This window comes from Streptomyces sp. NPDC056373 (assembly GCF_042262425.1).
Taxonomy (GTDB): domain Bacteria; phylum Actinomycetota; class Actinomycetes; order Streptomycetales; family Streptomycetaceae; genus Streptomyces.
In genome coordinates this window covers 323,659-348,337 of sequence record NZ_JBHJPX010000002.1, presented here as the reverse complement: position 1 = coordinate 348,337, position 24,679 = coordinate 323,659, and the positions used below count along the sequence as shown (strand labels likewise).

The 24,679-nt window shown below is 71.8% G+C and carries 17 protein-coding genes; 8 read left to right on the top strand and 9 right to left on the bottom strand.

Translation table 11 applies throughout. From position 1 onward, the window contains the following. Positions 1-16: 16 nt before the first annotated feature. The 7 genes from ACFCXS_RS05510 to ACFCXS_RS05480 all read right to left on the bottom strand — a co-directional run bounded on the left by ACFCXS_RS05510 (position 17) and on the right by ACFCXS_RS05480 (position 12,269). Positions 17-556, bottom strand: coding sequence for a DUF1990 family protein (locus tag ACFCXS_RS05510; RefSeq protein ID WP_376641768.1), 540 nt, complete (start codon positions 554-556; stop codon positions 17-19). Positions 557-615: 59 nt separating this feature from the next. After that, on the bottom strand, positions 616-2,262 hold the full coding sequence (locus tag ACFCXS_RS05505; RefSeq protein WP_376641767.1) for a M4 family metallopeptidase: 1,647 nt from the start codon (positions 2,260-2,262) through the stop codon (positions 616-618). Positions 2,263-2,511: 249 nt separating this feature from the next. Continuing rightward, entirely contained in the window at positions 2,512-4,563 is a 2,052-nt protein-coding gene (locus ACFCXS_RS05500; RefSeq protein WP_376641766.1) for a M4 family metallopeptidase, read from the bottom strand. Between the two features lie 291 nt (positions 4,564-4,854). Continuing rightward, positions 4,855-6,627, bottom strand: coding sequence for an ABC transporter ATP-binding protein (locus tag ACFCXS_RS05495; RefSeq protein ID WP_376641765.1), 1,773 nt, complete (start codon positions 6,625-6,627; stop codon positions 4,855-4,857). 8 nt (positions 6,628-6,635) lie between these two features. Then, on the bottom strand, positions 6,636-8,393 hold the full coding sequence (locus tag ACFCXS_RS05490; protein ID WP_376641764.1) for an ABC transporter transmembrane domain-containing protein: 1,758 nt from the start codon (positions 8,391-8,393) through the stop codon (positions 6,636-6,638). A 25-nt stretch (positions 8,394-8,418) separates the two neighbouring features. Next, a complete protein-coding gene (locus tag ACFCXS_RS05485) occupies positions 8,419-10,341 on the bottom strand; it encodes an ABC transporter ATP-binding protein (protein ID WP_376641763.1) in 1,923 nt (640 codons plus the stop codon). Further along, a complete protein-coding gene (locus tag ACFCXS_RS05480; protein WP_376641762.1) occupies positions 10,338-12,269 on the bottom strand; it encodes an ABC transporter ATP-binding protein in 1,932 nt (643 codons plus the stop codon). The genes ACFCXS_RS05485 and ACFCXS_RS05480 overlap by 4 nt, the downstream gene beginning before the upstream one ends. A 229-nt stretch (positions 12,270-12,498) precedes the next feature. Here ACFCXS_RS05480 and ACFCXS_RS05475 point away from each other — a divergent pair, with 229 nt between their 5' ends. Genes ACFCXS_RS05475 through ACFCXS_RS05460 form a run of 4 tightly spaced genes read left to right on the top strand, consistent with a single transcriptional unit; the run spans position 12,499 to position 16,078 of the window. Continuing rightward, on the top strand, positions 12,499-13,413 hold the full coding sequence (locus ACFCXS_RS05475; protein WP_376641761.1) for an ABC transporter ATP-binding protein: 915 nt from the start codon (positions 12,499-12,501) through the stop codon (positions 13,411-13,413). Further along, a complete protein-coding gene (locus tag ACFCXS_RS05470) occupies positions 13,410-14,159 on the top strand; it encodes an ABC transporter permease (protein WP_376641760.1) in 750 nt (249 codons plus the stop codon). The genes ACFCXS_RS05475 and ACFCXS_RS05470 overlap by 4 nt, the downstream gene beginning before the upstream one ends. A gap of 25 nt (positions 14,160-14,184) precedes the next feature. Then, complete coding sequence (locus tag ACFCXS_RS05465) at positions 14,185-15,435, top strand: sensor histidine kinase (protein WP_376641759.1); 1,251 nt, start codon at positions 14,185-14,187, stop codon at positions 15,433-15,435. After that, the gene (locus ACFCXS_RS05460) at positions 15,428-16,078 is read left to right on the top strand and encodes a response regulator (protein WP_376641758.1); all 651 of its coding nucleotides are present in this window, start codon (positions 15,428-15,430) and stop codon (positions 16,076-16,078) included. Before ACFCXS_RS05465 ends, ACFCXS_RS05460 begins: the two co-directional genes overlap by 8 nt. A 68-nt stretch (positions 16,079-16,146) precedes the next feature. Here ACFCXS_RS05460 and ACFCXS_RS05455 read toward each other — a convergent pair whose 3' ends face one another. Both ACFCXS_RS05455 and glgX read right to left on the bottom strand, forming a co-directional pair. Further along, complete coding sequence (locus ACFCXS_RS05455) at positions 16,147-17,568, bottom strand: sulfatase (RefSeq protein WP_376641757.1); 1,422 nt, start codon at positions 17,566-17,568, stop codon at positions 16,147-16,149. Between the two features lie 313 nt (positions 17,569-17,881). After that, positions 17,882-20,134 (bottom strand): glycogen debranching protein GlgX, encoded by a 2,253-nt coding sequence (glgX, locus tag ACFCXS_RS05450; protein ID WP_376641756.1) that lies wholly within the window; start codon positions 20,132-20,134, stop codon positions 17,882-17,884. Between the two features lie 189 nt (positions 20,135-20,323). Here glgX and ACFCXS_RS05445 point away from each other — a divergent pair, with 189 nt between their 5' ends. From ACFCXS_RS05445 to ACFCXS_RS05430, 4 genes are all read left to right on the top strand, one after another. Continuing rightward, positions 20,324-21,568 carry an Ig-like domain-containing protein gene (locus ACFCXS_RS05445; RefSeq protein ID WP_376641755.1) on the top strand — a complete coding sequence of 415 codons (1,245 nt, stop codon included), beginning with the start codon at positions 20,324-20,326 and terminating at the stop codon, positions 21,566-21,568. Between the two features lie 153 nt (positions 21,569-21,721). Then, entirely contained in the window at positions 21,722-22,954 is a 1,233-nt protein-coding gene (locus tag ACFCXS_RS05440; RefSeq protein WP_376641754.1) for an Ig-like domain-containing protein, read from the top strand. Between the two features lie 160 nt (positions 22,955-23,114). After that, on the top strand, positions 23,115-23,882 hold the full coding sequence (locus tag ACFCXS_RS05435; protein ID WP_376641753.1) for an enoyl-CoA hydratase/isomerase family protein: 768 nt from the start codon (positions 23,115-23,117) through the stop codon (positions 23,880-23,882). A 275-nt stretch (positions 23,883-24,157) separates the two neighbouring features. Next, on the top strand, positions 24,158-24,661 hold the full coding sequence (locus ACFCXS_RS05430) for an ATP-binding protein (RefSeq protein WP_039933707.1): 504 nt from the start codon (positions 24,158-24,160) through the stop codon (positions 24,659-24,661). The last annotated feature ends 18 nt before the right edge of the window (positions 24,662-24,679 follow it).

Genomic DNA, 24,679 nt, shown 5'->3' with positions numbered 1-24,679 from the left:
CACAGCCCCGCGCCCCTCAGGGTGACTCGTCCCCCTGCGTCGCCAGGTTCCGCAGAACGGTGCCGCACCTGCGGGCGTACGCGTGCTGGAAACCCCTCGTCGCCGGGCCGCCCGCCTTTGCGTACCACTTCGCCGCGCGGCTGAACGCGTTCACCGTCAGCCACACCGTGCCGTCCCCCGTGCGGTCGACCACGAAGGACTCCTCGCCGGTCTCCGGGTGGCCGGGCAGCGTGCCGTAGGCCCAGCCCGCCCGGCGGGGTTCCTCGACCGTCCAGACCACGCGGCAGGGAGCCTTGATCATGCCGGCGAGGGTGACGGTGACATCGACGCCGGGGGCGGCCCGGTCCGCGCTCGCGTCCAGGCCGACGCCCATCGACCGGTGCATCTCCCAGGTGAGGACGGCCTCCGAGGCCCGGCGGAAGACCTCCTCGCCCTCTCCGAGACGGGTGCGTACGTTCATGGGGCGGAAGCCCGGCGGGCAGAAACCCTGGTCACGGGTGGCGCCGACATCGGCATAGGTGAAGTCCTGCGGATCCGTAGAAGACACGGTCCCCAAGAGTAGGGCGGTACCCGGACCCGCTTCGGGTCCGGGTACCGCCCGTGGCCGTGCTTCGGTCAGCCGACGTTCACGGCCGACCAGGCGGACGCGACCGCCTTGTACTCGGTGCTGGACGCGCCGTACAGGGCCGAGGCGGCGTTCAGGGTCGCGGTGCGGGCCTGCGCGTACTTGGTCGTCGACGTCATGTACGTCGTCAGCGCCTTGTACCAGATCTGCAGCGCCTTGGCCCGGCCGATGCCGGTGACCGTGGAGCCGTTGGAGGTGGGCGAGTTGTAGGTCACGCCGTTGATCGTCTTCGAGCCGCTGCCCTCGGACAGCAGGTAGAAGAAGTGGTTGGCGGGACCGGAGGAGTAGTGGACGTCCACGCTGCCGAGGCTGGAGGACCAGCTGTCCTTGGACGCGCCGTCCTTGCTGGGCTTGTCCATGTAGCGCAGCGGGGTGCCGTCGCCGTTGATGTCGATCTCCTCGCCGATGAGGTAGTCACCCTTGTCGGAGGAGTTGTTGGCGAAGAACTCGGCGCCCGCGCCGAAGATGTCGCTGGTGGCCTCGTTCAGGCCGCCCGACTCACCGCTGTAGTTCAGGCCCGCCGTGACCGACGTCAGGCCGTGGCTCATCTCGTGAGCCGCCACGTCCAGCGAGGTCAGAGGGTTGCTGTTGCCCGAGCCGTCGCCGTAGGTCATGCAGAAGCAGCTGTCGGACCAGAAGGCGTTGACGTAGCTGTTGCCGTAGTGGACGCGCGAGTAGGCGGCCTTGCCGTCGCCCCGGATGCCGTTGCGGCCGAAGGCGCTCTTGTAGAAGTCCCACGTCACCTGGGCGCCGTAGTGGGCGTCGGCCGCGGCGGTCTCGGCGTTGGACGGGTTGCCGGTGCCCCAGACGTCGTCGGAGCCGGAGAAGAGGGTGCCGGTGCCGGAGGTGCCGCGGTTGAGGTTGTACGTCTTGTGGCCGCCGCGGGTGCTGTCCGTCAGGTTGTACGTCGAACCGGACTTGGTGGTGCTCAGGGTGACCTGGCCGCTGTAGGTCGTGTTGCCGGTGCCGGTCTCGATGGCCTGGTACTCGTAGAGCTTCTTGCCGGTGGCGGCGTCGGTGATGACGTGCAGCTCGTTCGGCGTGCCGTCCTCCTGGAGGCCGCCGACGACGGTCTCGTAGGCGAGGGTGGGCTTGCCGTCCGCAGCCCAGATCACCTTGCGGGGCGCGGAGTTCGCCTCGGTCTTCTCCGAGCCGGCCGCCTTGGCGAGGGTCATGGCCTGCTTCTCGGCCTTGGCGGCGGTGACCGCGGGCTTGAGCGAGGCGACCTTCAGGGTCGCCCCGGTGGCTCTGGTGACGCCCTTGGTCGTGCCGGACTTCGACTGGTGCACCACGAGGTCGCCGCCGAGGACCGGCAGGCCCGCGTAGGTGCGCTCGTAGCGGGTGTGGACCGAGCCGTCGGCGTCCTTCACGACGTCCCTGACGACCAGCTTCTCCTGGGAGCCGAGGCCTATCGCGTCGGCGGTCCGCGGGGCGTCCGCCTGCTGGTCCTGGACGAGCGCGGTGCGGGCCTGCGCGGAGAGCAGGACGGGGGCGGCGGCGAGGGCCGGCTTGCTCGCGGAGTCCGCGGCGACGCTGCTGCCGGAGCTCAGGCCGGTGGTGAGCAGGGCACCTGCGGCGACGGCGGTGGCGATGGCGAGCGTGGCGCGCTTTTGACGCGCGTAGAAAAGGGTGGACACACAAGCTCCTCTATGTGGGGGAAGTGCTGTGCTGCGGTGGTGCTGTGCGGGTGGGGGAAGAGTGGCACTCAAGACGCGTACATGTCAGGAGTCGGTGTGATGTTGGCCGGAAGTCGACGGCCAGATGTACGCGAGGACACGTGAAACGGACGCCGCCCCGGGGGATTCGAACCCACCGGGGCGGCGCCCTGACTTCGGGGGCCTATGGGCCTGCGTCCTCAAGGCCTATGGGCCTGCCGGCCTGCGGACCTACGGGAAGGTCAGCTTCCAGCTGTTGATGTAGCCGGTGTCGATGGCCGCGTTGTCCTGGACTCGCAGGTTCCAGACGCCGTTGGCCACCTCGGAGGAGGCGTTCACCGTGTAGGTGGTGTTGATGTTGTCGGCGCTTCCGCCGGTGCCGTACCCCTTGAGCGCGTAGACCGTGCCGTCGGGGGCGACCAGGTCCACCTTGAGGTCACCGATGTAGGTGTGGACGATGTCCACCGAGACCTGGAGGTTGGACGGCGCGTTGCCGGTCCGGCCGGAGACGGTGACCGGCGAGTTGACCGCCGCGCCCCGGTCCGGGATCGCCACGTCGGCGGTGTTCTCGAAGGACGTGCCGCCGCCCCCGCCGCCGCCGGAGCGGGTGCCGACGTTGACGCCCGCCCACGCGTCCTGGACCGCCTTGTACTCGGCGCTGTCCGCGCCGTAGAGCTCACCGGTGGCCGCGAGGGTGCCGGTGCGGGCCCCCGCGTAGTTGGTGTTCGAGGTGAACTTCGTGGTCAGCGCGCGGAACCAGATCTTCTCCGCCTTGTCCCGGCCGATGCCCGTGACCGGAAGGCCGTCCGAGGTGGCCGAGTTGTACGTGACACCGTTGATGGTCTTGGTGCCGCTGCCCTCGGAGAGCAGGTAGAAGAAGTGGTTCGCGGGGCCCGACGAGTAGTGCACGTCGACCGAGCCGATGCCCGAGTACCAGCTGTCCTTGGACGCGCCGTCCTTGCTGGGCTTGTCCATGTAGCGCAGCGGGGTGCCGTCGCCGTTGATGTCGATCTCCTCGCCGATGAGGTAGTCACCCACGTCGGAGGAGTTGTTGGCGTAGAACTCGACGGTCGAGCCGAAGATGTCGCTGGTCGCCTCGTTGAGGCCGCCGGACTCACCGCTGTAGACGAGGCCCGCGGTGTTGGAGGTGACGCCGTGGGTCATCTCGTGACCGGCCACGTCGATGGCCGTGAGCGGGTGCGTGTTGCCCGAGCCGTCGCCGTAGGTCATGCAGAAGCAGCTGTCGGACCAGAAGGCGTTGACGTAGTTGTTGCCGTAGTGGACCCGGGAGTAGGCGCCGACCCCGTCGCCCTTGATGCCCGAACGCCCGTGCACGTTCTTGTAGTAGTCCCACGTCAGGGCGGCGCCGTAGTGCGCGTCCGCGCCCGCGGTCTCTGCGTTGGACGCGCTGCCGTTGCCCCACACGTCGTCGGGGCCGGAGAACAGCGTGCCGGTGCCGGAGGTGCCGCGGTTGAGGTTGTACGTCTTGTGGCCGCCGCGCGCGCCGTCGGTGAGGTTGTACGTCGACCCCGACTGCGTGGTGCCGAGCGTCACCGTGCCGCTGTACATCGTGTTGCCGGTGCCGGTCTCGATGCCCTGGTACTCGTAGAGCTTGGCGCCCGTGGCCGCGTCGGTGACGACGTGCAGCTCGTTCGGGGTGCCGTCCTTCTGGAGGCCGCCGACGACGGTCTCGTAGGCGAGGACCGGCTTGCCGTTCGCCGCCCAGATCACCTTGCGCGGCGCCTTGTCGACGTCGGCGCTCCTGGTGTCGTCCGCCTTCGCGGCGGCCAGTGCCTGCTTCTTGGCCTTGGCGGTCGGGACGGCCGCGGTGGTGGTGGCCGGCTTGATGGCGGCGCGAGTCGCCTTGACGACCGACTTGGTCGCGCCGGACCCGGCGGCCTTGACGACGAGGTCGCCGCCGAGCACGGGCAGGCCGTCGTAGGTGCGCTCGTAGCGGGTGTGGACCGTGCCGTCGGCGTCCTTCACGACGTCACGGACGACCAGCTTCTCCTTGGCGCCGAGACCCAGCTCCCGGGCCGTCCGGGCCTTGCGGGCCTCGGCCTTGCGGATCAGCGCGGCGCGCTGGGCGGGGCTGAGCTTGACCGACTCCGAGCCGGGTGTCGCCTTGCTCGCGGCCGCCGGTGCCTGTTCCGGGGCCGCGACGGCGGTGCCGCTCTGGACGGCGGCGGCGATCAGCGCGGCGACGCCGGCGAGGGCAACGGCCGCGGTGGTGTGGGGAGTGCGTCTGTGGGAGGTGCCTCTACGCGAGGAACTGCTTCTCAACACTGACTCCTTCTGCGGGACCGGGGGTCGCCCGGCCTGGGGAGGTGGAGGTGTTGCTGTGGGGTTCCTGTGGAGCAGTCGTGGGAAGCGTGGCAGGGGAGTGCGCTTTCTGTCAGGACCGCGTCAAAAGTATGGCCGGAAACGGTTCGTTGTCCGGAAGTTCATGTTCGATATACGGACAGGTCGCTATTCGGACGCTCAGCCGTCCCCAGGTGGTTCGGCTGTGCGGGCGACGCGCTGTCCTCGGCCGGAACCGCCACGGGGACGCTGCGCCGGCCTCGGCCGGAACCGCTACGGGGACGCTGCGCCGGCCCCGGGCAGATCCCCGTGCCAGGAGTGCCACAGCGCCGCGTAGGCACCCCCGGCCGCCACCAGCTCGTCGTGCGTGCCCAGTTCGGTCAGCCGGCCGTCCTCCATCACCGCCACCCGGTCGGCGTCGTGCGCGGTGTGCAGCCGGTGCGCGACGGCGATGACGGTGCGCCCTTCCAGGACGGCGGCCAGGGCCCGCTCGGTGTGCCGGGCGGTCGTCGGGTCGAGCAGCGCGGTCGCCTCGTCGAGGATCAGCGTGTGCGGGTCGGCCAGCACCACGCGGGCCAGGGCGAGTTGCTGCGCCTGCGAGCCGTCGGTGCGGCGACCGCCCTGGCCCAGCGGGGTGTCCAGCCCCTGCGGCAGCTCCCGCACCCACGTGTCGGCGCCGACCACGGCCAGCGCATCCCACAACCGCTCGTCGTCCGCGGACGGTTCGGCGATCCGCAGGTTGTCGCGGACCGAGCCGAGGAACACGTGGTGCTCCTGAGTGACCAGGACGACCTGGCGGCGCAGCCGCTCCGGCCCCAGCCCGACGACGGGCACACCGCCGACCGTCACCGAGCCCGCGGTCGGGGCGTCGATGCCCGCCATCAGCCGGCTCAGCGTGGTCTTGCCGGCGCCGGACGGCCCGACCATGGCGAGCCGCTCCCCGGGCCGCACCGTCAGATCGACACCGCGCAGCACCTCGACGCCCCCGTCGTAGGCGTAGCGCACCCCGGCGACGTCGATCCGGTCACCGTCGGGATCCGGGCAGTCGCCCTCCCCGCCGGCGTGCGGTGCCCGGGCGAGCCCTTCCACCCGGGCGAACGAGGCGCCGCTGCTCTGCAGTTGCTCGACCCGGACCAGGATCTCGTCCAGCGGGTTGCTCAGCTGGTGCAGATACAGGGCCGCCGCCACCACCGCCCCGAGACTCATCGCGCCCGAGGAGTGCAGCACGCCGCCGACCACCAGCACACCGGCCACGGGCAGGACGTACGACACCTCCACCGCCGGGAAGAACATGCTGCGCAGGTAGAGGGTGTGGAGGCGGGTGCGGCGGGACGTCTCCAGGGCGTCCCGGCTCGCGGCCGTGCGCTGCCTCTCCAGGCGGAACGCCTCGACCGTACGGGCGCCGGAGGCGGTCGCCGCGAGGATCTCCGCGACGTCCGAGGTGGCCGCCCCCTCGGCGAGGTAGCCGTCCCGGGCCCGGCGCAGGTACCAGCGCAACGCCAGCCAGATGGGCGTGAGCCCGAGCACCCCGAGGGCGCCGAGCAGGGGGTCCAGGAGGAAGATCGCGCCGACCAGGAACAGGCACTGGACGAGGTTGACGAGCAGCTCCGGTCCGGCGTCGCGCAGGGTGTTGCCGACAGTGGTGACGTCGGAGGTGCCGCGGGCGGTGAGGTCTCCGGTGCCGGCTCGCTCGACCACCGAGGCGGGCAGGGCGAGGGCGCGGTCCACGAACCGCTCCCGCACGCGGGCCAGGGTCCGTTCGCCGAAGCGGTGGCCCACGTAGCGGGCCCAGCGGGCCAGGAGCAACTGGACGAGGGCGCACAGGAGCAGGGCGAGGGCGAGCCGGTCCACGGCCCCGACGCCGCGGCCCGCCCGTACGTCGTCGATCATCCGTCCGAGCATCCATGGCCCCGCGAGACCGGCCAGGGCGGCAAGGGCGTTGAGAGCGAGGACCGTGCAGAAGGCCCGGGTGTCCGCCCGCACGAGGTCCAGCATCGCGTGCCGGACGTCCTGCCGTGCGGCGACGGGAAGATGTGTGCGGGTCATCCCAGGGCCTACTCGGTGTCCCGTGTCCCGGTGTCCCTTGCGACGACGGCTCGGTAGTCGCGGGTGGATTCCAGGAGTTCGTGGTGGACGCCGTCGGCTGCGACCTTGCCGTCCTTCAGGAAGAGGACGGTGTCCGCGTGGTCGAGGACCAGGGGGGAGGTGGTGGTCACGACCGTGGTGCGGCCGTGCCGTGCCGCGCCGAGCCGGTCCGCGACCGTGGCCTCCGTGTGGGCGTCCAGGGCCGAGGTGGGCTCGACGGCGAGGAGGATCTCCGGGTCGGCCAGGAGGGCTCTGGCCAGGCGGATGCGCTGGCGCTGGCCGCCGCTGAGGTTGCGGGCCTGGGCGGTCATCGGGGAGTTCAGGCCGTCGGGGAGGGCCTGGACGATGTCCTCGGCCGCTGCGGCGTGCAGCGCCCTCCGGGTTGCCGGGTGCCGCGGTGTGGCGTCCGCGGGTTCGTCGTGGTGGCTCGCACGGTTTCCCGCGCCCGCCGAAGGAGGGGCGATCATCTCCTGGAGCGTTCCGGCGAACAGGTCCGCCTCGTGATCCGCCAGCAGGATGCGGGACCTGACCTGGGCGAGGGCGATGTCGTCCAGGCGCGCGTCGCCCCACGTGACGTCCGACGGGGCATGGCGGGCCAGGCGGTCCAGGACGGTCGTGGCGTCCGCGGGGTGCTCCGCGACCAGGGCCGTCAGGCGGCCGGGCCGGATGCGCACACCCGACTCGGGGTCGTACAGCACCGAGGGTTCGGACGGGGCGTCCCGGGTGCCGGTGTCGGGCACCGGCTCCAGCCGCAGGAACCGTACGACCCGCCGGGCGCACACCAGGCCACGGCTGATCTGGTAGCCGCACTCCACCCAGAAGGACACCGGCCCCACCAGGACCGCCACATAGCCGTAGACCGACACCAGCTCGCCCACGGTGATGTGGCCCTGCGCGGCCAGACGCGCCGCGAGCCAGGTCACCACCGCGAGGAACAGGGTCGGCAGGCCGATGCCCAGGGCCTGGACCCAGCTGGTCACCGCGCCGACGCGGTAGCCCTGTTCGCGCAGCCGCCCGGAGTCCCGGCGGAAGGCGTCCGAGATCAGGTCCTTGCCGCCGAGGCCGGCGAGGACCCGCAGGCCACCGGCGAGGTCGCCGATGCGCGCGGTCAGGACGCCCTGGCGTTCGCGGTACTCCGCCTCCGAGCCCTGCAGCCGGCCGAGCAGCGGGCCGACCAGCAGGACGAGGACCGGAATGCCGAGCAGGACGACCGCGGCGAGGACCGGAGAGACCGAGATCAGCAGGGCGGCGACGACCAGATAGGCCACGACGGCGCCGACACCGGGGCCGACGACCGTCAGGGACTGGCTGATCGTCTGGACGTCACCCACGCCGATCGTGACGACCTCACCCGCGCCCATCTGCCGGGGCAGGGACGCCCCGAGCCGGACCGCCTGGCCGACGACGACCTTCACCGTGCGGAAGTTGGCGTCCATACGGACCCGGGTCATGGTGCGGTGCCGCATGATGCTCAGCCAGGCGTTGAAGGCGCCCACCGCGAACAGCGCGCCGCTCCACAGCGTCAGCGCGCTCATGTCGCCGGGCTCCAGGCCGTCGTCGATCGCCCGGGCCATCAGGTACGGGGTCGCCGCCAGCAGCACCATCCACACCGTGCCGAACACCGCCCCCGCGGCGCACCGCCCCGGCTGCCGGCTGACCAGCCACCACAGGTACCGGGCGCCGCCGCGGTGGTCGGGTGTGCCGGGGTCCTCGTACGCGTCGATCATCTGCCCGCCCTCTGCCGTCGTCGTCCTACGCCAGGCTGTCCCGCCACGCCCGGTGCAGATCCGCGAACCTGCCCGTGCCCGCGATGAGTTCGGCCGGTTCGCCGTCCTCCACGATCCGGCCGTGCTCCATCACCAGGACCCGGTCCGCGATCTCCACGGTCGACAGCCGGTGCGCGATGACCACCGCCGTGCGGCCCTTCAGCACCGTCGTCATGGCCCGCTGCACCGCACGCTCCCCGGGGATGTCCAGCGAGCTGGTCGCCTCGTCGAGGATCAGCACCGCCGGGTCGGCCAGCAACGCCCGGGCGAACGCGACCAGTTGCCGCTGCCCGGCGGAGATCCGGCCGCCCCGCTTGCGCACGTCCGTGTCGTAGCCGTCGGGCAGGGAGGTGATGAAGTCGTGCGCGCCGATCTCCTTCGCCGCCTGCTCCATCTCCTCACGGGTGGCGTCCGGGCGGCCGATCGCGATGTTGTCGGCGACCGTGCCGGAGAACAGGAACGCCTCCTGCGTCACCATGACCACCCCGCGCCGCAGCTCGGGCACGGCGAGGTCGCGCAGGTCGACGCCGTCCAGCAGCACCCGGCCGCCGGAGGGGTCGTAGAACCGGGCCAGCAGCTTGGCCAGCGTCGACTTGCCGGCGCCCGTGGACCCCACGACCGCGACCGTCTGGCCCGCCGGCAGGGTGAGGTCGAACGCGGGCAGCACCTCGCCCCCGGTGCGGTAGCCGAAGCGGACGCCGTCGAAGACCACTTCGCGGCCGGGGTGCTCGCTCCGGAGCGGCGGCAGCTGCCGGGGTGTGGCCGGCTCGGGGACCGACGGGGTCTGGGCGAGCAGGCCGGCGATCTTCTCCAGCGAGGCAGCCGCCGACTGGTAGGAGTTCAGGAACATCCCGAGCCGGTCGATGGGGTCGTACAGCCGCCGCAGGTACAGCACGGCCGCCGCCAGCACACCGAGGGCCAGCGTGCCGTCCGCGACCCGGTGGGCGCCCCACAGGACGATCGCCGCGACCGCCGTGTTGGCGACCAGGCGGGAGCCGGTGACGTAGCGGGCCATCTCCAGCAGCGCGTCGCCGTTGACCCGTTCGTGCCGGCGGTTGAGCTCGCCGAAGTCCGTGTCGTTGGCGGACTCGCGGCGGAAGGCGCGCACCGGGCGGATGCCGTTCATGGTCTCGACGAACTTGACGATCACGGCCGCGATGGCGGTGGACCGCGCCCGGTACACCCGCCCGGCCCGCCGCTGGTACCACCGCACCAGCGCGTACAGCGGCACCAGGGACGCCACCGCCACGCCCCCGAGGCCCGCATCGAGCCAGAGCAGCATCGCCGAGATGTAGACGAAGGACAGGATCACCGTCACGAGCTCCTGAAGGCCCTCGTCCAGCAGCTCGCGCAGCGACTCGACGTCGGCCGTGGAGCGGGAGATGAGCCGGCCCGAGGTGTAGCGCTCGTGGAAGTCGACGCTCAGCGCCTGCGCGTGGCGGAAGATCCGGCCGCGCAGATCGAGCAGCACGTCCTGGCTGACCCGGGCCGCGGCGGCGACGAACGCGAACTGCAGCCCGCCCGCGGCCAGCGCGCACGCCAGATACCCGACGCCCACCGCGACCAGCGGCCCGTGGTCCTGCGCGCGGAACGCCGGCACGCCGCGGTCGATGGCGTACGCCACGAGCAGCGGGCCCGCCTGCACGACCGCCTGCTGGAGCAGCAGCAGGAGCGTCGTGAGGGCGACCCGGGCCTTCATGGGCGCGAGCAGGGAGCGCAGCAGCGCCCCGGTGGCGCCCGGCGGGGTGGGCAGGACGTCCTGGTCGAAGGGATCGCCGGTGGCGGCGGGACGATCGCCGGGTGCGTCGTCAAGCCGTTCGGCGGACCGGTCGTCATGCCGGTCGTCAAACCGTTCGTCGGGCCGGTCGTCGGGTTTGTCGCCGGCCGGTGCGCCGGTGGCCGCCGTCATCGTGCGCCCTCCTCTTCCCCTGGAGTTCTCCCTGACATTTCCCCTGACATCAGATGCGCGTACTCGGCGTTCGTGCGCAGCAGTTCCTGGTGGGTGCCGACCGCGGCGATCCGGCCGCCGGACAACAGCGCGACGCGGTCGGCGAGCAGCACGGTGGACGGGCGGTGCGCGACGATCAGGGCGGTGGTGTCCGCCAGCACCTGCCGCAGAGCGGCCTCCACGGCGGCCTCGGTGTGCACGTCCAGGGCCGAGAGCGGGTCGTCCAGGACGAGGAACTCCGGCTGCCCGACGACGGCCCGGGCGAGCGCGAGGCGCTGGCGCTGGCCGCCGGAGAGGCTGAGGCCCTGCTCGCCCACCCGGGTGTCCGTCCCCCGGGGCAGGGCATGCACGAAATCGGCCTGGGCGACGGCGAGGGCGCGCTCCAGGTCGGCGGTGCCGGCGGTGCCGGCGGTGTCCCTCGCGGCACCCATGAGAACGTTGTCGCGGACCGTGGCCGAGAACAGCGTGGGCTCCTCGAAGGCCACGGCGACCCTGGAGCGCAGCGCCTGTCTCGACAGCTCCGTGATGTCGGTGCCGTCGAGGGTGATGCGGCCCGCGGTCAGCTCGTAGAGGCGGGGCACGAGCGCGGTGAGGGTGGTCTTGCCGCTGCCGGTGGCCCCGACCAGGGCCATGGACTCGCCGGGGCGGACGTGCAGGTCGACGTCCTGCAGGACGGGAGGGGAACCGGGCGGGGCGTCCGGGTAGCGGAACCGGACGTGGTGGAAGCGAAGCCCCGTGTCCTGCGGGTCCTTCGCTCCGGCCCACGCCCGTGAGGCGGCGTGCACGGAAGCCGTGTGCCCGGAGGCGGTGTGCTCGGAGGCGGTGTGCTCGCGGTGCACGGGGGCCGTGTGCTCAAGGGGGCGTTGCCCGCAGGGCGTGTGCCCGGAGGCGGTGTGCTCGGCCTCCTCGTCCATCACCTCGAAGAACCGCTCCGTCGCCGTCGCCGCCTCCTGGCTCATCGCCAGCAGGAACCCGATCGACTCGACCGGCCACCGCAACGCCAGCGCCGTCGACAAGAACGCCACCAGCGTCCCCGCCGACAGGGCACCGTCGGCCACCTGGACGGCCCCCACCACCAGCGCCGCCCCGATCGCCACCTCCGGCAGCGTCACGATGACGCCCCAGATCGTCGCCAGCAGCCGCGCCTTGCGCAGTTCCGTGCCGCGCAGCGTCCGCGACAGGTCCCGGAACGCCCGGGCCTGGCTCCGGTGGCGGCCGAAGCCCTTGATGATGCGGATGCCGAGCACGCTCTCCTCGACGACCGTCGTCAGGTCGCCGACCTGGTCCTGGGCCTGCCGGGCCACCTGCGCGTACCGCTTCTCGAAGATCAGGCACGTGACCATGACGGGCACGGCGGGCCCGAGGACGACCAGCCCCAGCGTCCAGTCCTGGAGCAGCATGATGACCACGCCCACGACGATCGTCACCCCGTTGACCAGCAGGAACGTCAGGGGGAAGGCGAGGAACTGGCGCAGCAGCATCAGATCGGTGGTGCCGCGGGACAGCAACTGCCCGGAGGCCCACCGGTCGTGGAAGGCCACCGGCAGCCGCTGGAGATGCCGGTACAGCCCCGCCCGCATGGACGCCTCGACGTGGGTGAGCGGACGGGCCACCAGCCACCGCCGCAGTCCGAACAGCAGGGCCTCCGCGAAGCCGAGCAGCAGCAGGTACAGCGCGCCGAGCCACACCCCGGCCGGGTCCCGCCCGGCGATCGGCCCGTCGACCATCCACTTCAGGACGAGCGGGATCACCAGGCCCACGCAGGAGGCGAGTATCGCGACGAACGCGGCACTGAACAGCCGCACCCGCGCGGGCCGCACGTACGGCCACAGGCGCAGCAACGAGCGCACGGCGGAACGGTCCTGGGCGGAGGCGGGTGTCGTGGCCATCAGCAGCGAGCCTACGGATCGCCACTGACACTGCCCACCGAGTTTCCGCCGGACACGGCTCGGTCCTTGGTCCTGCGACCTGGGAGAACGTTCGACGGGCCGCACGACCGCACCCACCTGGCCGCACCCGCACCCCTCTGGTCGTACGGCGGCATCAGCCGATCGGTCGATGTCCGTTCGAGCGCGACGGCCGATGTGCCCGGCCCCGCCCGGCCGGGACCCTCTTCACATGCCGACCGCACCTGTCATCGAAGTCACCGAACTACGCAAGAGCTACGCCGGCCGCAACGCCGTCGACGGTGTCTCCTTCGCCGTGGAGGAGGGCGAGATCTTCGGGATCCTCGGCCCCAACGGCGCCGGGAAGACCACCACCGTGGAGTGCGTCGAGGGGCTGCGCGTGCCCGACTCCGGCCGCGTCCGGGTCGCCGGGCTCGACCCCGTCACCGAGCACGAGGCCACCCGCCGGGTACTCGGCGCGCAGCTCCAGGAGAGCGAACTCCAGGCCAAGCTCACCGTCCGCGAGGCGCTGGAGCTGTACAGCGCCTTCTACCCGAGCCCGCTCGACTGGCGGCCCCTCGCCGAACGCCTCGGCCTGACCGCCAAGCTCGACACCCGGTTCGCCCGGCTCTCCGGCGGTCAGAAGCAACGGCTGTTCATCGCGCTGGCCCTGGTGGGCAACCCGAGAGCCGTCGTGCTGGACGAATTGACCACCGGACTCGACCCGCGCGCCCGCCGCGACACCTGGGAACTGATCGAGGACATCCGCGCGAACGGGGTGACCGTGCTGCTCGTCACCCACTTCATGGAGGAGGCGCAGCGGCTCTGCGACCGGATCGCCGTGATCGACAAGGGCCGGGTGGCCGCCCTGGACACCCCGGCCGGGCTGATCCGCCGCTCGGCGGGCGCCACCGTCATCAGCTTCACCCCGTCCGCGCCCCTGGACGAGCGTGAGCTCGGCTCGCTCCCCGCGCTCGCGTCGGTCCAGCACAAGGACGGCCGCGTCATCCTGTCCGGCACCGACGAGACCGTCAACGCCGTCATCACCCTGCTCGCCCGCAGCCGCGTCACGGCCCACCAGCTCCGGGTCACCGACGCCACGCTGGACGACGCGTTCCTCGACCTCACGAAGGAGGCGGCGGCATGAGCACCGCCCTCGTCAACACCGCCGTACTGAAGAGCGAGCTCCGCCTCTTCCGCCGGGAGCCCGGCGCTCTCTTCTGGATCCTGGCGTTTCCCACCCTGCTGCTGGTGATCCTCGGCTCGATCCCCTCCTTCCGGGAGGCCGACCCGGACTTCGGCGGGCTGCGCCCGGTCGACGGCTACGTCCCGGTGAGCGTGCTGCTCGGGCTGATCATGGCCGGGATCCAGGCCATGCCGCAGACCCTCACCGGCTACCGAGAGCGCGGCATCCTGCGCCGGATGTCCACCACGCCGGTCAGGCCCGCCGCCCTGCTGTCCGCGCAGATGCTGCTGTTCGGCGGGGCCGCCCTGGTCTCGGCGCTGCTCGCCCTCACGACGGGCCGGCTCGCCTTCGCCGTCCGGCTGCCGCGCCAGGGCGTCGGATACGCCCTCGCCCTGTTCCTGGCCGTGCTCGCCGCCCTCGCGCTGGGTGCGGTGATCTCGGCGCTGTCCCGGTCGACGAAGATGGTCGGTGCCATCGGGTCGGCCGTCTTCTTCCCCGCCATGTTCTGCGCGGGCGTGTGGATGCCGGTGCAGACGATGCCGGACGTCCTGGCCCGGTCCGTCGGCTTCACGCCCTTCGGTGCGGCGGCCGAGGCCCTGAACCAGGCCGCGGCGGGGGACTGGCCCGGCTGGGGCCACCTCGGGGTGCTGGTGGCCTGGACCCTGCTGCTGACGGCCGGGGCCGTGCGCTGGTTCCGCTGGGAGTAGGCGGAGAACCGTGCACAATGGCGCGATGACCCCGGCGGACGAGCAGATCGAGCACCGGCAGAACCAGTTCCACACCTGGGGTGTGTACGGGCTGCTCGCCGTCTCCGCCCTCCTGTCGGTGGCCTCGCACGAGCTGATCGTGCGCCCGGCCGAGTGGTACGCGGGCGGGGCGCTGCTCGTCGCCGCGGTGCTGCTCCAGCTCTGGCACGGCCCCCGCCGAGGCCGCCGCACCCCGTCCGCACGCGGGGCCGCCTACTACGTCCTGCGCTGGGCGCTCTCCTTCGCGCTCACCTGGCTGAACCCCTTCTTCGGGTTCTACGCGTCCGCCGGCTACTTCGACAGCGACGAACTGATCCCGGGAAGGCGCCGGCAGTGGCTCGGTCTGCTCGCCACCGTGGTCGTGGTGGCGGGCTCGCAGTCCGGCGGGATGCCGATCGACGGCCGGGTCCAGTGGCTGCTGTTCGGCGTGCTGCTGGCCACGAACTTCGGTCTGCTGACGGTGGTCGGCCACATCGCCCAGCAGGAGGAGCAGCGTTCCCGCGAGCGGGCCGTCACCATCACCGAACTGGAACGCACCAACACCGCCCTGCAGCAGGCCCTCGACGAGAACGCCGCCCTGCACGCCCAGTTGCTGGTCCAGGCACGGGAGGCGGGCGTCGCCGACGAGCGCCGGCGGCTGGCCGCCGAGATCCACGACACCATCGCCCAGGGCCTGACCGGCATCATCGCCCAGCTCCAGGTCGTCACGAACGCCCCCGACCTGCCCACGGCCCGCACCCACCTCGAACGCGCCTCGGACCTGGCCCGGCACAGCCTCGGTGAGGCCCGCCGCTCCGTGCACAACCTCGCGCCGGTGGCGCTGGCCGACGCCGGACTGCCGGAAGCGCTGAAGAAGACCGTCGCCGAATGGGGTGAACGGACAGGTGTGCGCGCCGACTTCACGCTCACCGGTACCGCCGAGCAACTCCACGAGGAGGTCGCGGCCACCCTGTTGCGGATCGTCCAGGAGGCCCTCTCCAACATCGCCCGGCACGCGGGGGCGACCCGCGTCGGGGTCACCCTGTCCTTCCTCGGCGACGAGGTCATCCTCGACATCCGCGACGACGGCAGCGGCTTCGATCCGCTCGCGGTCCCGGCACGCACGCGCACCGGCGGTTTCGGCCTGCCCGGCATGTGCGCCCGCGCCGAACGCATCGCCGGCTCCCTCGCCGTCGAGTCCGAGCCGGGCCACGGTACGGCGGTCTCCGCTCGCGTACCGTTGGTCCGCCATGACTGAACACACCGCGACGGGGACCGCCCCGATCACCCTGCTGATCGTCGACGACCACCCCGTGGTCCGGGACGGCCTGCGCGGCATGTTCGAGTCCGCGCCGGGTTTCCGGGTCCTCGGGGAAGCGCCGAACGGCGTCGAGGCGGTCTCGCTCGCCGCCGCCCTCGACCCGGACGTGATCCTGATGGATCTGCGCATGCCGGGCGGCGGGGGAGTGGACGCCATCCGCGAACTCACCCGCACCGGCGCCCGCGCCAAGGTCCTGGTCCTCACCACCTACGACACCGACTCCGACACGCTGCCCGCGATCGAGGCGGGCGCGACGGGATACCTGCTGAAGGACGCCCCGCGCGACGAGCTGTTCTCGGGGGTGCGGGCGGCGGCGGAAGGCCGTACCGTCCTGTCCCCCGCCGTCGCCTCGCGCCTGGTCTCCGCGGTCCGGGCCCCCGGCAACGAGCCCCTGTCCGCCCGTGAGCGCGAGGTGCTCGCGCTGGTCGCCAGGGGCACGTCCAACCGCGAGATCGCCCGCGAACTTTTCATCAGCGAGGCGACGGTCAAGACCCATCTCACCCACCTGTACGCCAAGCTGGGCGTCAACGACCGCGCGGCAGCGGTCGCGACGGCGTACCAGCGGGGGATCCTCGGCTAGGCCGGGTCCGCGAACTCCCGTCGTCCGGACCGGGCCCCGCGACGCCGGCATGATCCGGACGACCGGCCCTAGTCCGGGTAGGGCAGCAGCGTTCGGTCGGTCCTCTCCCAGGCCGCCCTGAGCTCGGTGAGCAGCTCCGGTCGGTCCGGGGCGAGATCGGCCTGCTCCCGCAGGTCCTCGGCCAGGTCGTACAGGTGGTCGGTGCCCTCCGCGTCCCGGTAGTACTTCCAGTTCCCGCGCCGCAGCGCCCGGTTGGCCCGCACCCGCCAGAACAGGTCGTGCTCGGGCGCCCGCTCGCCCCGCAGCAGGTATCCGGCCAGGCTCGCACCGTCCAGCGGGTAGGCCGGATCGGGTCGCGCGCCGGCCACCTCCAGGAAGGTCGCGGTCCAGTCGGGAGAGAGGTTGGGCGCGTGGCTGACCTGGTTGCCGTCGATCCGGTGCGGCCAGCGCACGATCGTCGGCACCCTGATACCGCCCTCCTGCAGCACGAACTTCTCGCCGCTGAGCGGCCACAGGTACGACCAGCGCTCACCGCCGTTGTCGCTGGCGAAGTACACCAGGGTGTGCTCCTCCTGCCCGGAGCGGCGCAGCGCCGTGAGCACCTCGCCGACTGCCGCGTCCAGGCTCTGCACCATCTCGGTGTACTTGGCGACCGAGCCGCCGTCGTGGTGGTTGAGCGCGGCCGACACCTCCGCCTGGCTCTTCGCGTTCCGGATCTTCTGCGCGATCTCGGCGCCGGTCTGCTCGTCGCCCTCCGCGAGCCACGGCCAGTGCGGGGTGGTGAAGTTGAGGTTGAGCAGCCACGGCTGGTCGTGGTCGCGGCTCACGTACTCCACGGCCCGTTCGGTCAGGACGTTCGTGTAGTACCGCAGGTCCTTGTACTCGGCGTCGCCCTCGTAGAGGTCGTGTTCGCCGAGCTGCCCCAGCTTGGAGAAGTACTCCAGCACGCCCCCGCGGTTGCCGAAGAACTCGTCCCAGCCGGACTTGGTGGGGCTGTAGTCGGGCAGCCAGCCGCAGTGCCACTTGCCGATGAGAGCGGTGGCGTAGCCGGCCTTCTTCAACAGCGAGGCGAGGGTCGGGTGGTTCGGGTCGAGTCCTTGGGACCTGTTGGCGATCGGCTCGGCGAGCCCGCCCTTCGTACGCCCCGGATAGCGCCCCGTGTACAGGCTGAACCGGGTCGGGGAGCAGGTCGAGGAGCCCGAGTAGGCGTCCGTGAAGCGCACCCCCTGGCGGGCCAGCCGGTCCAGGTTCGGCGTGCTGATGTGCGGGGCGCCGTAGGAGGACAGGTCGGCCCAGCCGAGGTCGTCGCCGAGGATGACCAGGAGGTTGGGGCGCTGTCCGGAGGCGGCGCCGGGGCGGGCCCGGAAGGGGCGTTCGACGGGAGCGGCCTCGACGGGAACGGCCTCGGCGGCACCGGCCGTGCCGGCCACGGCACCCAGGGCACCACCGCCGACGAGAGTACCGAGGGCGCGACGGGAAATCTCGGGCATGCGGGGGTCCTGGAGGGTCCGAGGGGAGCAGTGGAGGGAGAGCCGAGGCTCAGCACCGACGCTGCCAGCGGTGCGACGCAGGGGGCAAGAAGATCCGCGCCGCGTTCACGGACCTGCAACGAGCCGCAACACTGCCGCCACGGCTCTCCCGTCCGACCGCCGAGACGGCACCTCGTCCCACCGCACGCGGCGCAGTACGGCACGGCCCGGCCTCGTCCTCTCGGCCGGCGGTGAAACGGCACCTCGGCCGACACCTCCCGCTCCCGGGCAGCACCGCCGCCTCGCCCTCCCCGGCCTTTGGCGAAACGATGCCTCAGCCCGTCACCCGCAGCAGCAGCACCGCCCGCGCCGGCATGGTGATCTCCGTGCCCGCGCGGTGCTCCACGCCCGGTGCCTCCCCCTGCTCCTCCAGGCTCGTGTCCACGACGACCTCGTACCGTTCGGCCCAGGGCGGCCCCGGCAGCGCGAAGTCCACCGGCCCCTCGCCCGCGTGCAGGACGGCCAGGAAGCTGTCGTCGAGGATCTGCTCCCCGCGGTCGTCCCGGCCAGGGATGTCCCGGCCGGACAGGTACATGCCGAGCGTGGCGGCGGGCGCGTACCAGTCCTGCTCCGTCATCTCCGTGCCCCGTGACGTGAACCAGGCCAGGTCCCGCAGCCCGTCCGCGGTCTGCGCCCGGCCCGAGAAGAACGCCCGGCGCCTGAGCACCGGGTGGCGGTGACGCAGCGCGATCAGCCGGGAGGTCAGCGCGAAGAGGGCCTGCCAGCCCGGGTCCTCCAGCAGTTCCCAGTCCAGCCAGCTGATCTCGTTGTCCTGGCAGTAGGCGTTGTTGCTGCCGCGCTGGGTGCGGCCCATTTCGTCACCCGCGACCAGCATCGGCACGCCCGTCGACAGCAGCAGCGTGGTCAGGAGGTTCCTGAGCTGGCGCCGCCTGAGCGCCCGCACGCCCTCGTCGTCGCTCTCGCCCTCGGCGCCGCAGTTCCAGGCCCGGTTGTCGTCCGTGCCGTCCCGGTTGCCCTCGCCGTTGGCCTCGTTGTGCTTGCGCTCGTAGGACACCAGGTCGCGCAGGGTGAAACCGTCGTGCGCCGTGACGAAGTTGACGGACGCGTACGGCCTGCGCCCTCCCCAGGCGTACAGGTCGCTGGAGCCGGACAGGCGGTAGCCCATCTCCCGTACGTCCGGCAGCGCGTGCCGCCAGAAGTCCCGTACGGCGTTGCGGTACCGGTCGTTCCACTCCGTCCACAGCGGGGGAAACGCTCCCACCTGGTAGCCGCCCGACCCCACGTCCCACGGCTCGGCGATCAGTTTCACCCGGCGCAGCACCGGGTCCTGGGCGATGACCGCCAGGAACGGGGAGAGCATGTCGACGTCGTGCATGGAGCGGGCCAGCGCCGCCGCCAGGTCGAAGCGGAAGCCGTCCACGCCCATCTCGGTGACCCAGTAGCGCAACGAGTCCGTGATCAGGCGCAGGACGTGCGGCTGGACCACGTGCAGGGTGTTGCCGCAGCCGGTGTAGTCGGCGTAGCGCCGGGGGTCGTCCTGGAGGCGGTAGTAACCCCGGTTGTCGACGCCCTTCAGCGACAGCGTCGGACCGAGCTCACCCGCCTCCGCGGTGTGGTTGTAGACGACGTCGAGGATGACCTCGATCCCGGCCGCGTGCAGGGCGCGCACCATCCGCTTGAACTCGCCGACCTGCTGCCCGGCCGTCCCGGAGGCCGCGTAGCCCGCGTGCGGGGCGAAGTAGCCGATGGAGTTGTAGCCCCAGTAGTTCCTGAGACCTCTGCGCAGCAGGTGGTCCTCGTGCGCGAACTGGTGCACCGGCAGCAGTTCCACCGCCGTCACGCCCAGCTTCACCAGGTGCTCTATCGCCGCCGGGTGCGCGAGACCGGCGTAGGTGCCGCGCAACTCCTCGGGGATGCCCGGGTGCAGCCGGGTGAAGCCCTTGACGTGCAGCTCGTAGATCACCGAGTCGGCCCACGGCGTCTTCGGGCGGCGGTCGTCGGCCCAGTCGTCGTCATCATGGACGACGACGCCCTTCGGCACGTACGGCGCCGAGTCCCGGTCGTCGCGCACGGTGTCGGCGATGTGCTGCTGCGGCCAGTCGCGGACGTGCCCGTACACCTCCGGCGGCAGGCCGAAGTCCCCGTCGACCGCCCGCGCGTACGGGTCGAGGAGCAGCTTCGCCGGGTTCCAGCGGGCACCCGTCCAGGGGTCCCAGCGGCCCTGCACCCGGTAGCCGTAGCGCTGCCCGGGCAGCACGCCCGGGACGAAGCCGTGCCAGATCTCGTGGGTCAGCTCGGCGAGCCGGACCCGTGACTCCTTGCCCGTCTCGTCGAACAGGCACAGCTCGACGCCCTCGGCCCCGCCCGCCCACAACGCGAAGTTGGTGCCCGCCACCCCGTCCGGACCGACCCGGAACCGGGCGCCCAGCGGGGTCGGCGCGCCCGGCCACGCGGGCACGGTGGGCGGCGGCGCGGCCCTGCGCGCGCCGTTCACGGCGGCGGCCTGGCGCCCGTTCCCGGTGGCCCGATGACCGGCCACCGCCTCCTGCTCGGCTGCGCTGGACACCTGTCAGCCTCCCACCGGCTCGTGGGACGACGGGGGACAGAGGGGTGCGGCCCTGTGCTGCGGCCCGGGTCGCGGCTCCCCTGCGCGTCGTCCTCCCCACTGTTCTGCCCAGAGCGTGGGTCGCACTCACGTTTCCCCGGGGGCGGGCATGGTCGTTTCCCGGGGACGCGGCCGGTCGTTGGGCACCGCGTGAGGCACGTACAAGGGCGCGCGCGGCGCGCGAGGGCCGCGCTGGCCGCCGTAGTGACATGGGCAGGGCTCCTGGCCGGGGCCGCGGGGTGTACCTCGGACGACGCGGGCGGGATCACCGGGGCGTTCGGCGCGCCCCCGGCGCCCGAGGACGTCATCAAGGTCTCGCCCGACGACGGCAGCAGGGGTGTGCGCCCCGACAGGAGGCTGCGGGTGCGCGTGCCCGACGGCCGGCTGGAGAAGGTGAGGGTCGTCAGCTCGCAGGACGCCCAGGAGTCCCCGGTGCCCGGGCACCTCTCCGCCGACGGCCTGACCTGGGAACCCGACGAGCGGCAGCTGGCGCTGGCCGCCAGGTACACGATCGACGCGGTGGCCGTGGACGGCGACGGGCGCCGCTCGGCCCGGCACACCACCTTCACCACCTACGTCCCCGAGGAACGCTTCATCGGCTACGTCGCCCCGGAGAACCGCGCCACGGTCGGCACCGGCATGATCGTCTCCCTGGAGTTCAGCCGCGAGATCACCGACCGCGCCGCCGTCGAACGCGCGGTCCGGGTCACCGCCCGCCCGGCCGTCGAGATCCGCCCGCACTGGTTCGGCAGGGACCGCCTCGACTTCCGCCCCGCGGACTACTGGAAACCCGGCACCCGGGTCACCGTCGCCCTGCGGCTGCGCGACGTCGAGGGCGCGCCCGGCGTCTACGGCCTGCAGCACAAGACGTTCTCGTTCACCGTCGGCCGCAGCCAGGTCTCCGTGGTCGACGCCGCAGCCCACTCCATGGAGGTCCGGCGCGACGGCGAGCCCCTGGCCACCGTGCCCGTCACGGCCGGCGCGCCCGGGAACACCACGTACAACGGCAAGATGGTGGTCACCGAGATGCACGACGTCACCCGGATGAACGGCGCCACGGTCGGTTTCAGGAAGCGCGACGGCGAGGGCGAGTACGACATCCCCGACGTCCCCCACGCCATGCGCCTGACCGACTCGGGGACCTTTCTGCACGGCAACTACTGGGCGCACCACTCCGTGTTCGGCCGCACCAACGTCAGCCACGGCTGCATCGGACTGCAGGATGTGAAGGGCGGCAGCTCGAACACCCCGGCCGGCTGGTTCTTCGACCGCAGCCTCGTCGGTGACGTCGTGGAGGTCGTCAACAGCAATGACAAAAAGGTCTCTCCCGACAACGGGCTCGGAGGATGGAATATGGGCTGGAATGCATGGAAGGCGGGCGGTGCGGTGAAGTAACCCGACAGGCGGGCGGGTTGACCGGTGATCCGTTGGGACCGAACGGTGACAATCGCAGGCCGCCGGTGCCCGGTGCCTTGTGGTTACTATGCGCCGACGCGCGGGGGACGCGCGGGGTGCGGGCCTGACCAGGCCCTGGGAGGGGAGAACCACGTGAACGGGCGACCGATATCGGGGGCGTCGGTTGGACGCAGGAACGGAGTGCTCGCGTCGGCGATCGGCGTGCTGCTCCTCGCCGTCACGGCGTGCGGCGGCGGGGGAACCGGCTCCGGTTCCGGCGAGGGCGACAACAAGGGCAAGGGTTCGGGCAGCGCGCAGAGCAAGCAGTCCGAGGCGGTCGTCGGCATCACGCCCGAGGACGGGGCGAAGTCCGTCGACACGAGCGGTGCGCTGAAGGTCACCGCGACGAAGGGGAAGCTGGCCGAGGTCGAGGTCAAGGACGCCGAGGGCAGGAAGGTCGACGGCGAGATATCCGGGGACGGCGCCAGCTGGACGCCGTCCACCCATCTGGCCGGAGCCACCAGGTACACGGTCCACGCGGTGGCCAAGGACTCCGAGGGCCGCACGGCCGCGGAGGACGCGGGCTTCACCACGCTGACCCCCGAGAACACGTTCACCGGCACCTTCACCCCCGAGGACGGGTCCGAGGTCGGTGTCGGGATGCCGTTCTCCATCCGCTTCTCCCGGGGCATCACCGCACCGGAGGACGTCGAGAAGGCCATCCGCATCAAGACGGAGCCGGCCGTCGACGTCGAGGGCCACTGGTTCGGCAACGACCGCCTCGACTTCCGCCCGGAGAAGTACTGGAAGCCCGGCACCAAGGTGACCGTCGACCTCAACCTCGACGGCGTGGAGGGCCGCGCCGGCGTCTACGGCGAGCAGGACAAGACGGTGAAGTTCACCATCGGCCGCAACCAGGTCTCCGTGGTCGACGCCAAGAAGCTCACCATGAAGGTCATGCAGGACGGCAAGACCGTCAAGACCATCCCCGTCACCACCGGTCAGCCCGGCATGGAGACCTGGAACGGCCAGATGGTCATCAGCGAGATGCTCACGGTCACCCGGATGAACGGCGAGACGGTCGGCTACGGCGGTGAGTACGACATCAAGGACGTCCCGCACGCCGTCCGCCTGACCACCTCCGGCACCTTCCTGCACGGCAATTACTGGGCTAGCGGCGCCTTCGGAAACTACAACGCCAGCCACGGCTGCATCGGCCTGCGCGACGTGCGCGGCGGCTGGGACAAGAAGGTGCCGGCCGCCTGGTTCTTCAATCACTCGATGATCGGCGACGTGGTGGTCGTCAAGAACTCGAAGGACCGGATCGTCGACCCGGACAACGGGCTCAACGGCTGGAACATGTCCTGGGAGAAGTGGAAGAAGTAGCTCACGGCCGAAGAAGTGGCCCACGGCCGACCTGAGGGGCCCCGGTGCGACCGACCGCACCGGGGCCCCGGGCGTTCGCCCCGGGGCGACCCCGGACCCGTGGCCGGTGTGACCCACCGCACCGGCCCCAATCCTGTTAGCCCCCGTTAACCTGCTGCCTATGACCGTCTCTCTCGAAGTCGCTGAAGGCGTCGGCACGATCCGACTCGACCGCCCGCCCATGAACGCGCTGGACATCGCCACGCAGGACCGGCTGAAGGAACTCGCCGAGGAGGCCACCCGCCGCGAGGACGTCCGGGCGGTGGTCCTCTACGGCGGGGAGAAGGTGTTCGCGGCCGGCGCGGACATCAAGGAGATGCAGGCGATGGGCCACACCGCGATGGTGCTGCGCTCCCGCGCCCTGCAGGACTCGTTCACGGCGGTGGCCAGGATTCCCAAGCCGGTCGTCGCGGCCGTGACGGGCTACGCGCTGGGCGGCGGCTGCGAACTCGCTCTGTGCGCGGACTTCCGCATCGCCGGCGAGAACGCCAAGCTCGGTCAGCCGGAGATCCTGCTCGGCCTGATCCCCGGCGCCGGCGGCACCCAGCGCCTGGCCCGCCTGGTCGGCCCCTCCAAGGCCAAGGACCTCATCTTCACGGGCCGCATGGTGAAGGCCGAGGAGGCCCGCGAGATCGGCCTGGTGGACCGGGTCGTCCCCGCCGGCGAGGTGTACACCCAGGCGCACGCCTGGGCCGCGAAGCTGGCTCAGGGGCCGGCCCTCGCGCTGCGGGCCGCGAAGGAGTCGATCGACACGGGTCTGGAGACGGACATCGACACGGGCCTGGCGATCGAACGGAACTGGTTCGCGGGCCTGTTCGCCACCGAGGACCGCGAGCGCGGGATGCGCAGCTTCGTGGAGGAGGGGCCGGGCAAGGCGAAGTTCCTCTGAACCTCCCTCCAGGGGCTTGCAATTGACGCGGTGTCTGACCCGGTGTCCCTCGATGGGGCGGTTTATGGGGGCCTTAAGGCAACCTTAAGCGTGCCGGAACGGGAGAGTCCGGCGATTACCCCGGAATGCATTGTTCCAGCAGGTCAAGCGGGGTGTCGGCGGCCTCGAAATGCCTTGGGCATATGACGGATGATCGCCTGTGGGCCGCCCGTTCCCCGGGGCGTATTCCCCGGGAACGGCCCCCTCGGGCGCTGCGGACGGCCATGATGGGGGGCATGGCGGGGCTGGAGGGTATGGAACAGCCGCGGGGACACGCACATGCGGCCGCGGCGCGCTGGTCGCCGACCGTCGAGGACGAACACGCGCTCAAAGCGCTGGAGTTGTACGGCAATCCGACGGAGGCAGAGGTTCCACTGCCGTCCCGCCCCGAGTCAGCGGCCACCGCGAGACGGCTCACCCAGGTCGTGATCCTGCGCCACTGGGGGCTGACCCCCAAGACCACCGAGGACGCGGTGCTGCTCGTCTCCGAACTGGTCGGCAACGCCGTACGCCACACCGGCGCCCGTGTCTTCGGGTTGCGTCTGCACCGGCGCCGCGGCTGGATCCGCGTGGAGGTCCGCGATCCCTCCCGGGGGCTGCCGTGCCTGATGCCGGTCCAGGAGATGGACATCAGCGGCCGCGGGCTGTTCCTCGTCGACAAGCTGGCCGACCGCTGGGGGGTCGACCTCCTGCCCCGGGGCAAGACCACCTGGTTCGAGATGCGGGTCGCCGACCGCTGAGCGTGCCCGATGCCTCAC

Coding starts and splice junctions, on each gene's coding strand:
- ACFCXS_RS05485 (WP_376641763.1), bottom strand. CDS start 10,341: ATGACGGCGGCCACCGGCGCACCGGCCGGCGACAAACCCGACGACCGG.
- ACFCXS_RS05455 (WP_376641757.1), bottom strand. CDS start 17,568: ATGCCCGAGATTTCCCGTCGCGCCCTCGGTACTCTCGTCGGCGGTGGT.
- ACFCXS_RS05465 (WP_376641759.1), top strand. CDS start 14,185: ATGACCCCGGCGGACGAGCAGATCGAGCACCGGCAGAACCAGTTCCAC.
- ACFCXS_RS05470 (WP_376641760.1), top strand. CDS start 13,410: ATGAGCACCGCCCTCGTCAACACCGCCGTACTGAAGAGCGAGCTCCGC.
- ACFCXS_RS05460 (WP_376641758.1), top strand. CDS start 15,428: ATGACTGAACACACCGCGACGGGGACCGCCCCGATCACCCTGCTGATC.
- ACFCXS_RS05435 (WP_376641753.1), top strand. CDS start 23,115: ATGACCGTCTCTCTCGAAGTCGCTGAAGGCGTCGGCACGATCCGACTC.
- ACFCXS_RS05495 (WP_376641765.1), bottom strand. CDS start 6,627: ATGACCCGCACACATCTTCCCGTCGCCGCACGGCAGGACGTCCGGCAC.
- ACFCXS_RS05490 (WP_376641764.1), bottom strand. CDS start 8,393: ATGATCGACGCGTACGAGGACCCCGGCACACCCGACCACCGCGGCGGC.
- ACFCXS_RS05430 (WP_039933707.1), top strand. CDS start 24,158: ATGGCGGGGCTGGAGGGTATGGAACAGCCGCGGGGACACGCACATGCG.
- ACFCXS_RS05475 (WP_376641761.1), top strand. CDS start 12,499: ATGCCGACCGCACCTGTCATCGAAGTCACCGAACTACGCAAGAGCTAC.
- ACFCXS_RS05480 (WP_376641762.1), bottom strand. CDS start 12,269: ATGGCCACGACACCCGCCTCCGCCCAGGACCGTTCCGCCGTGCGCTCG.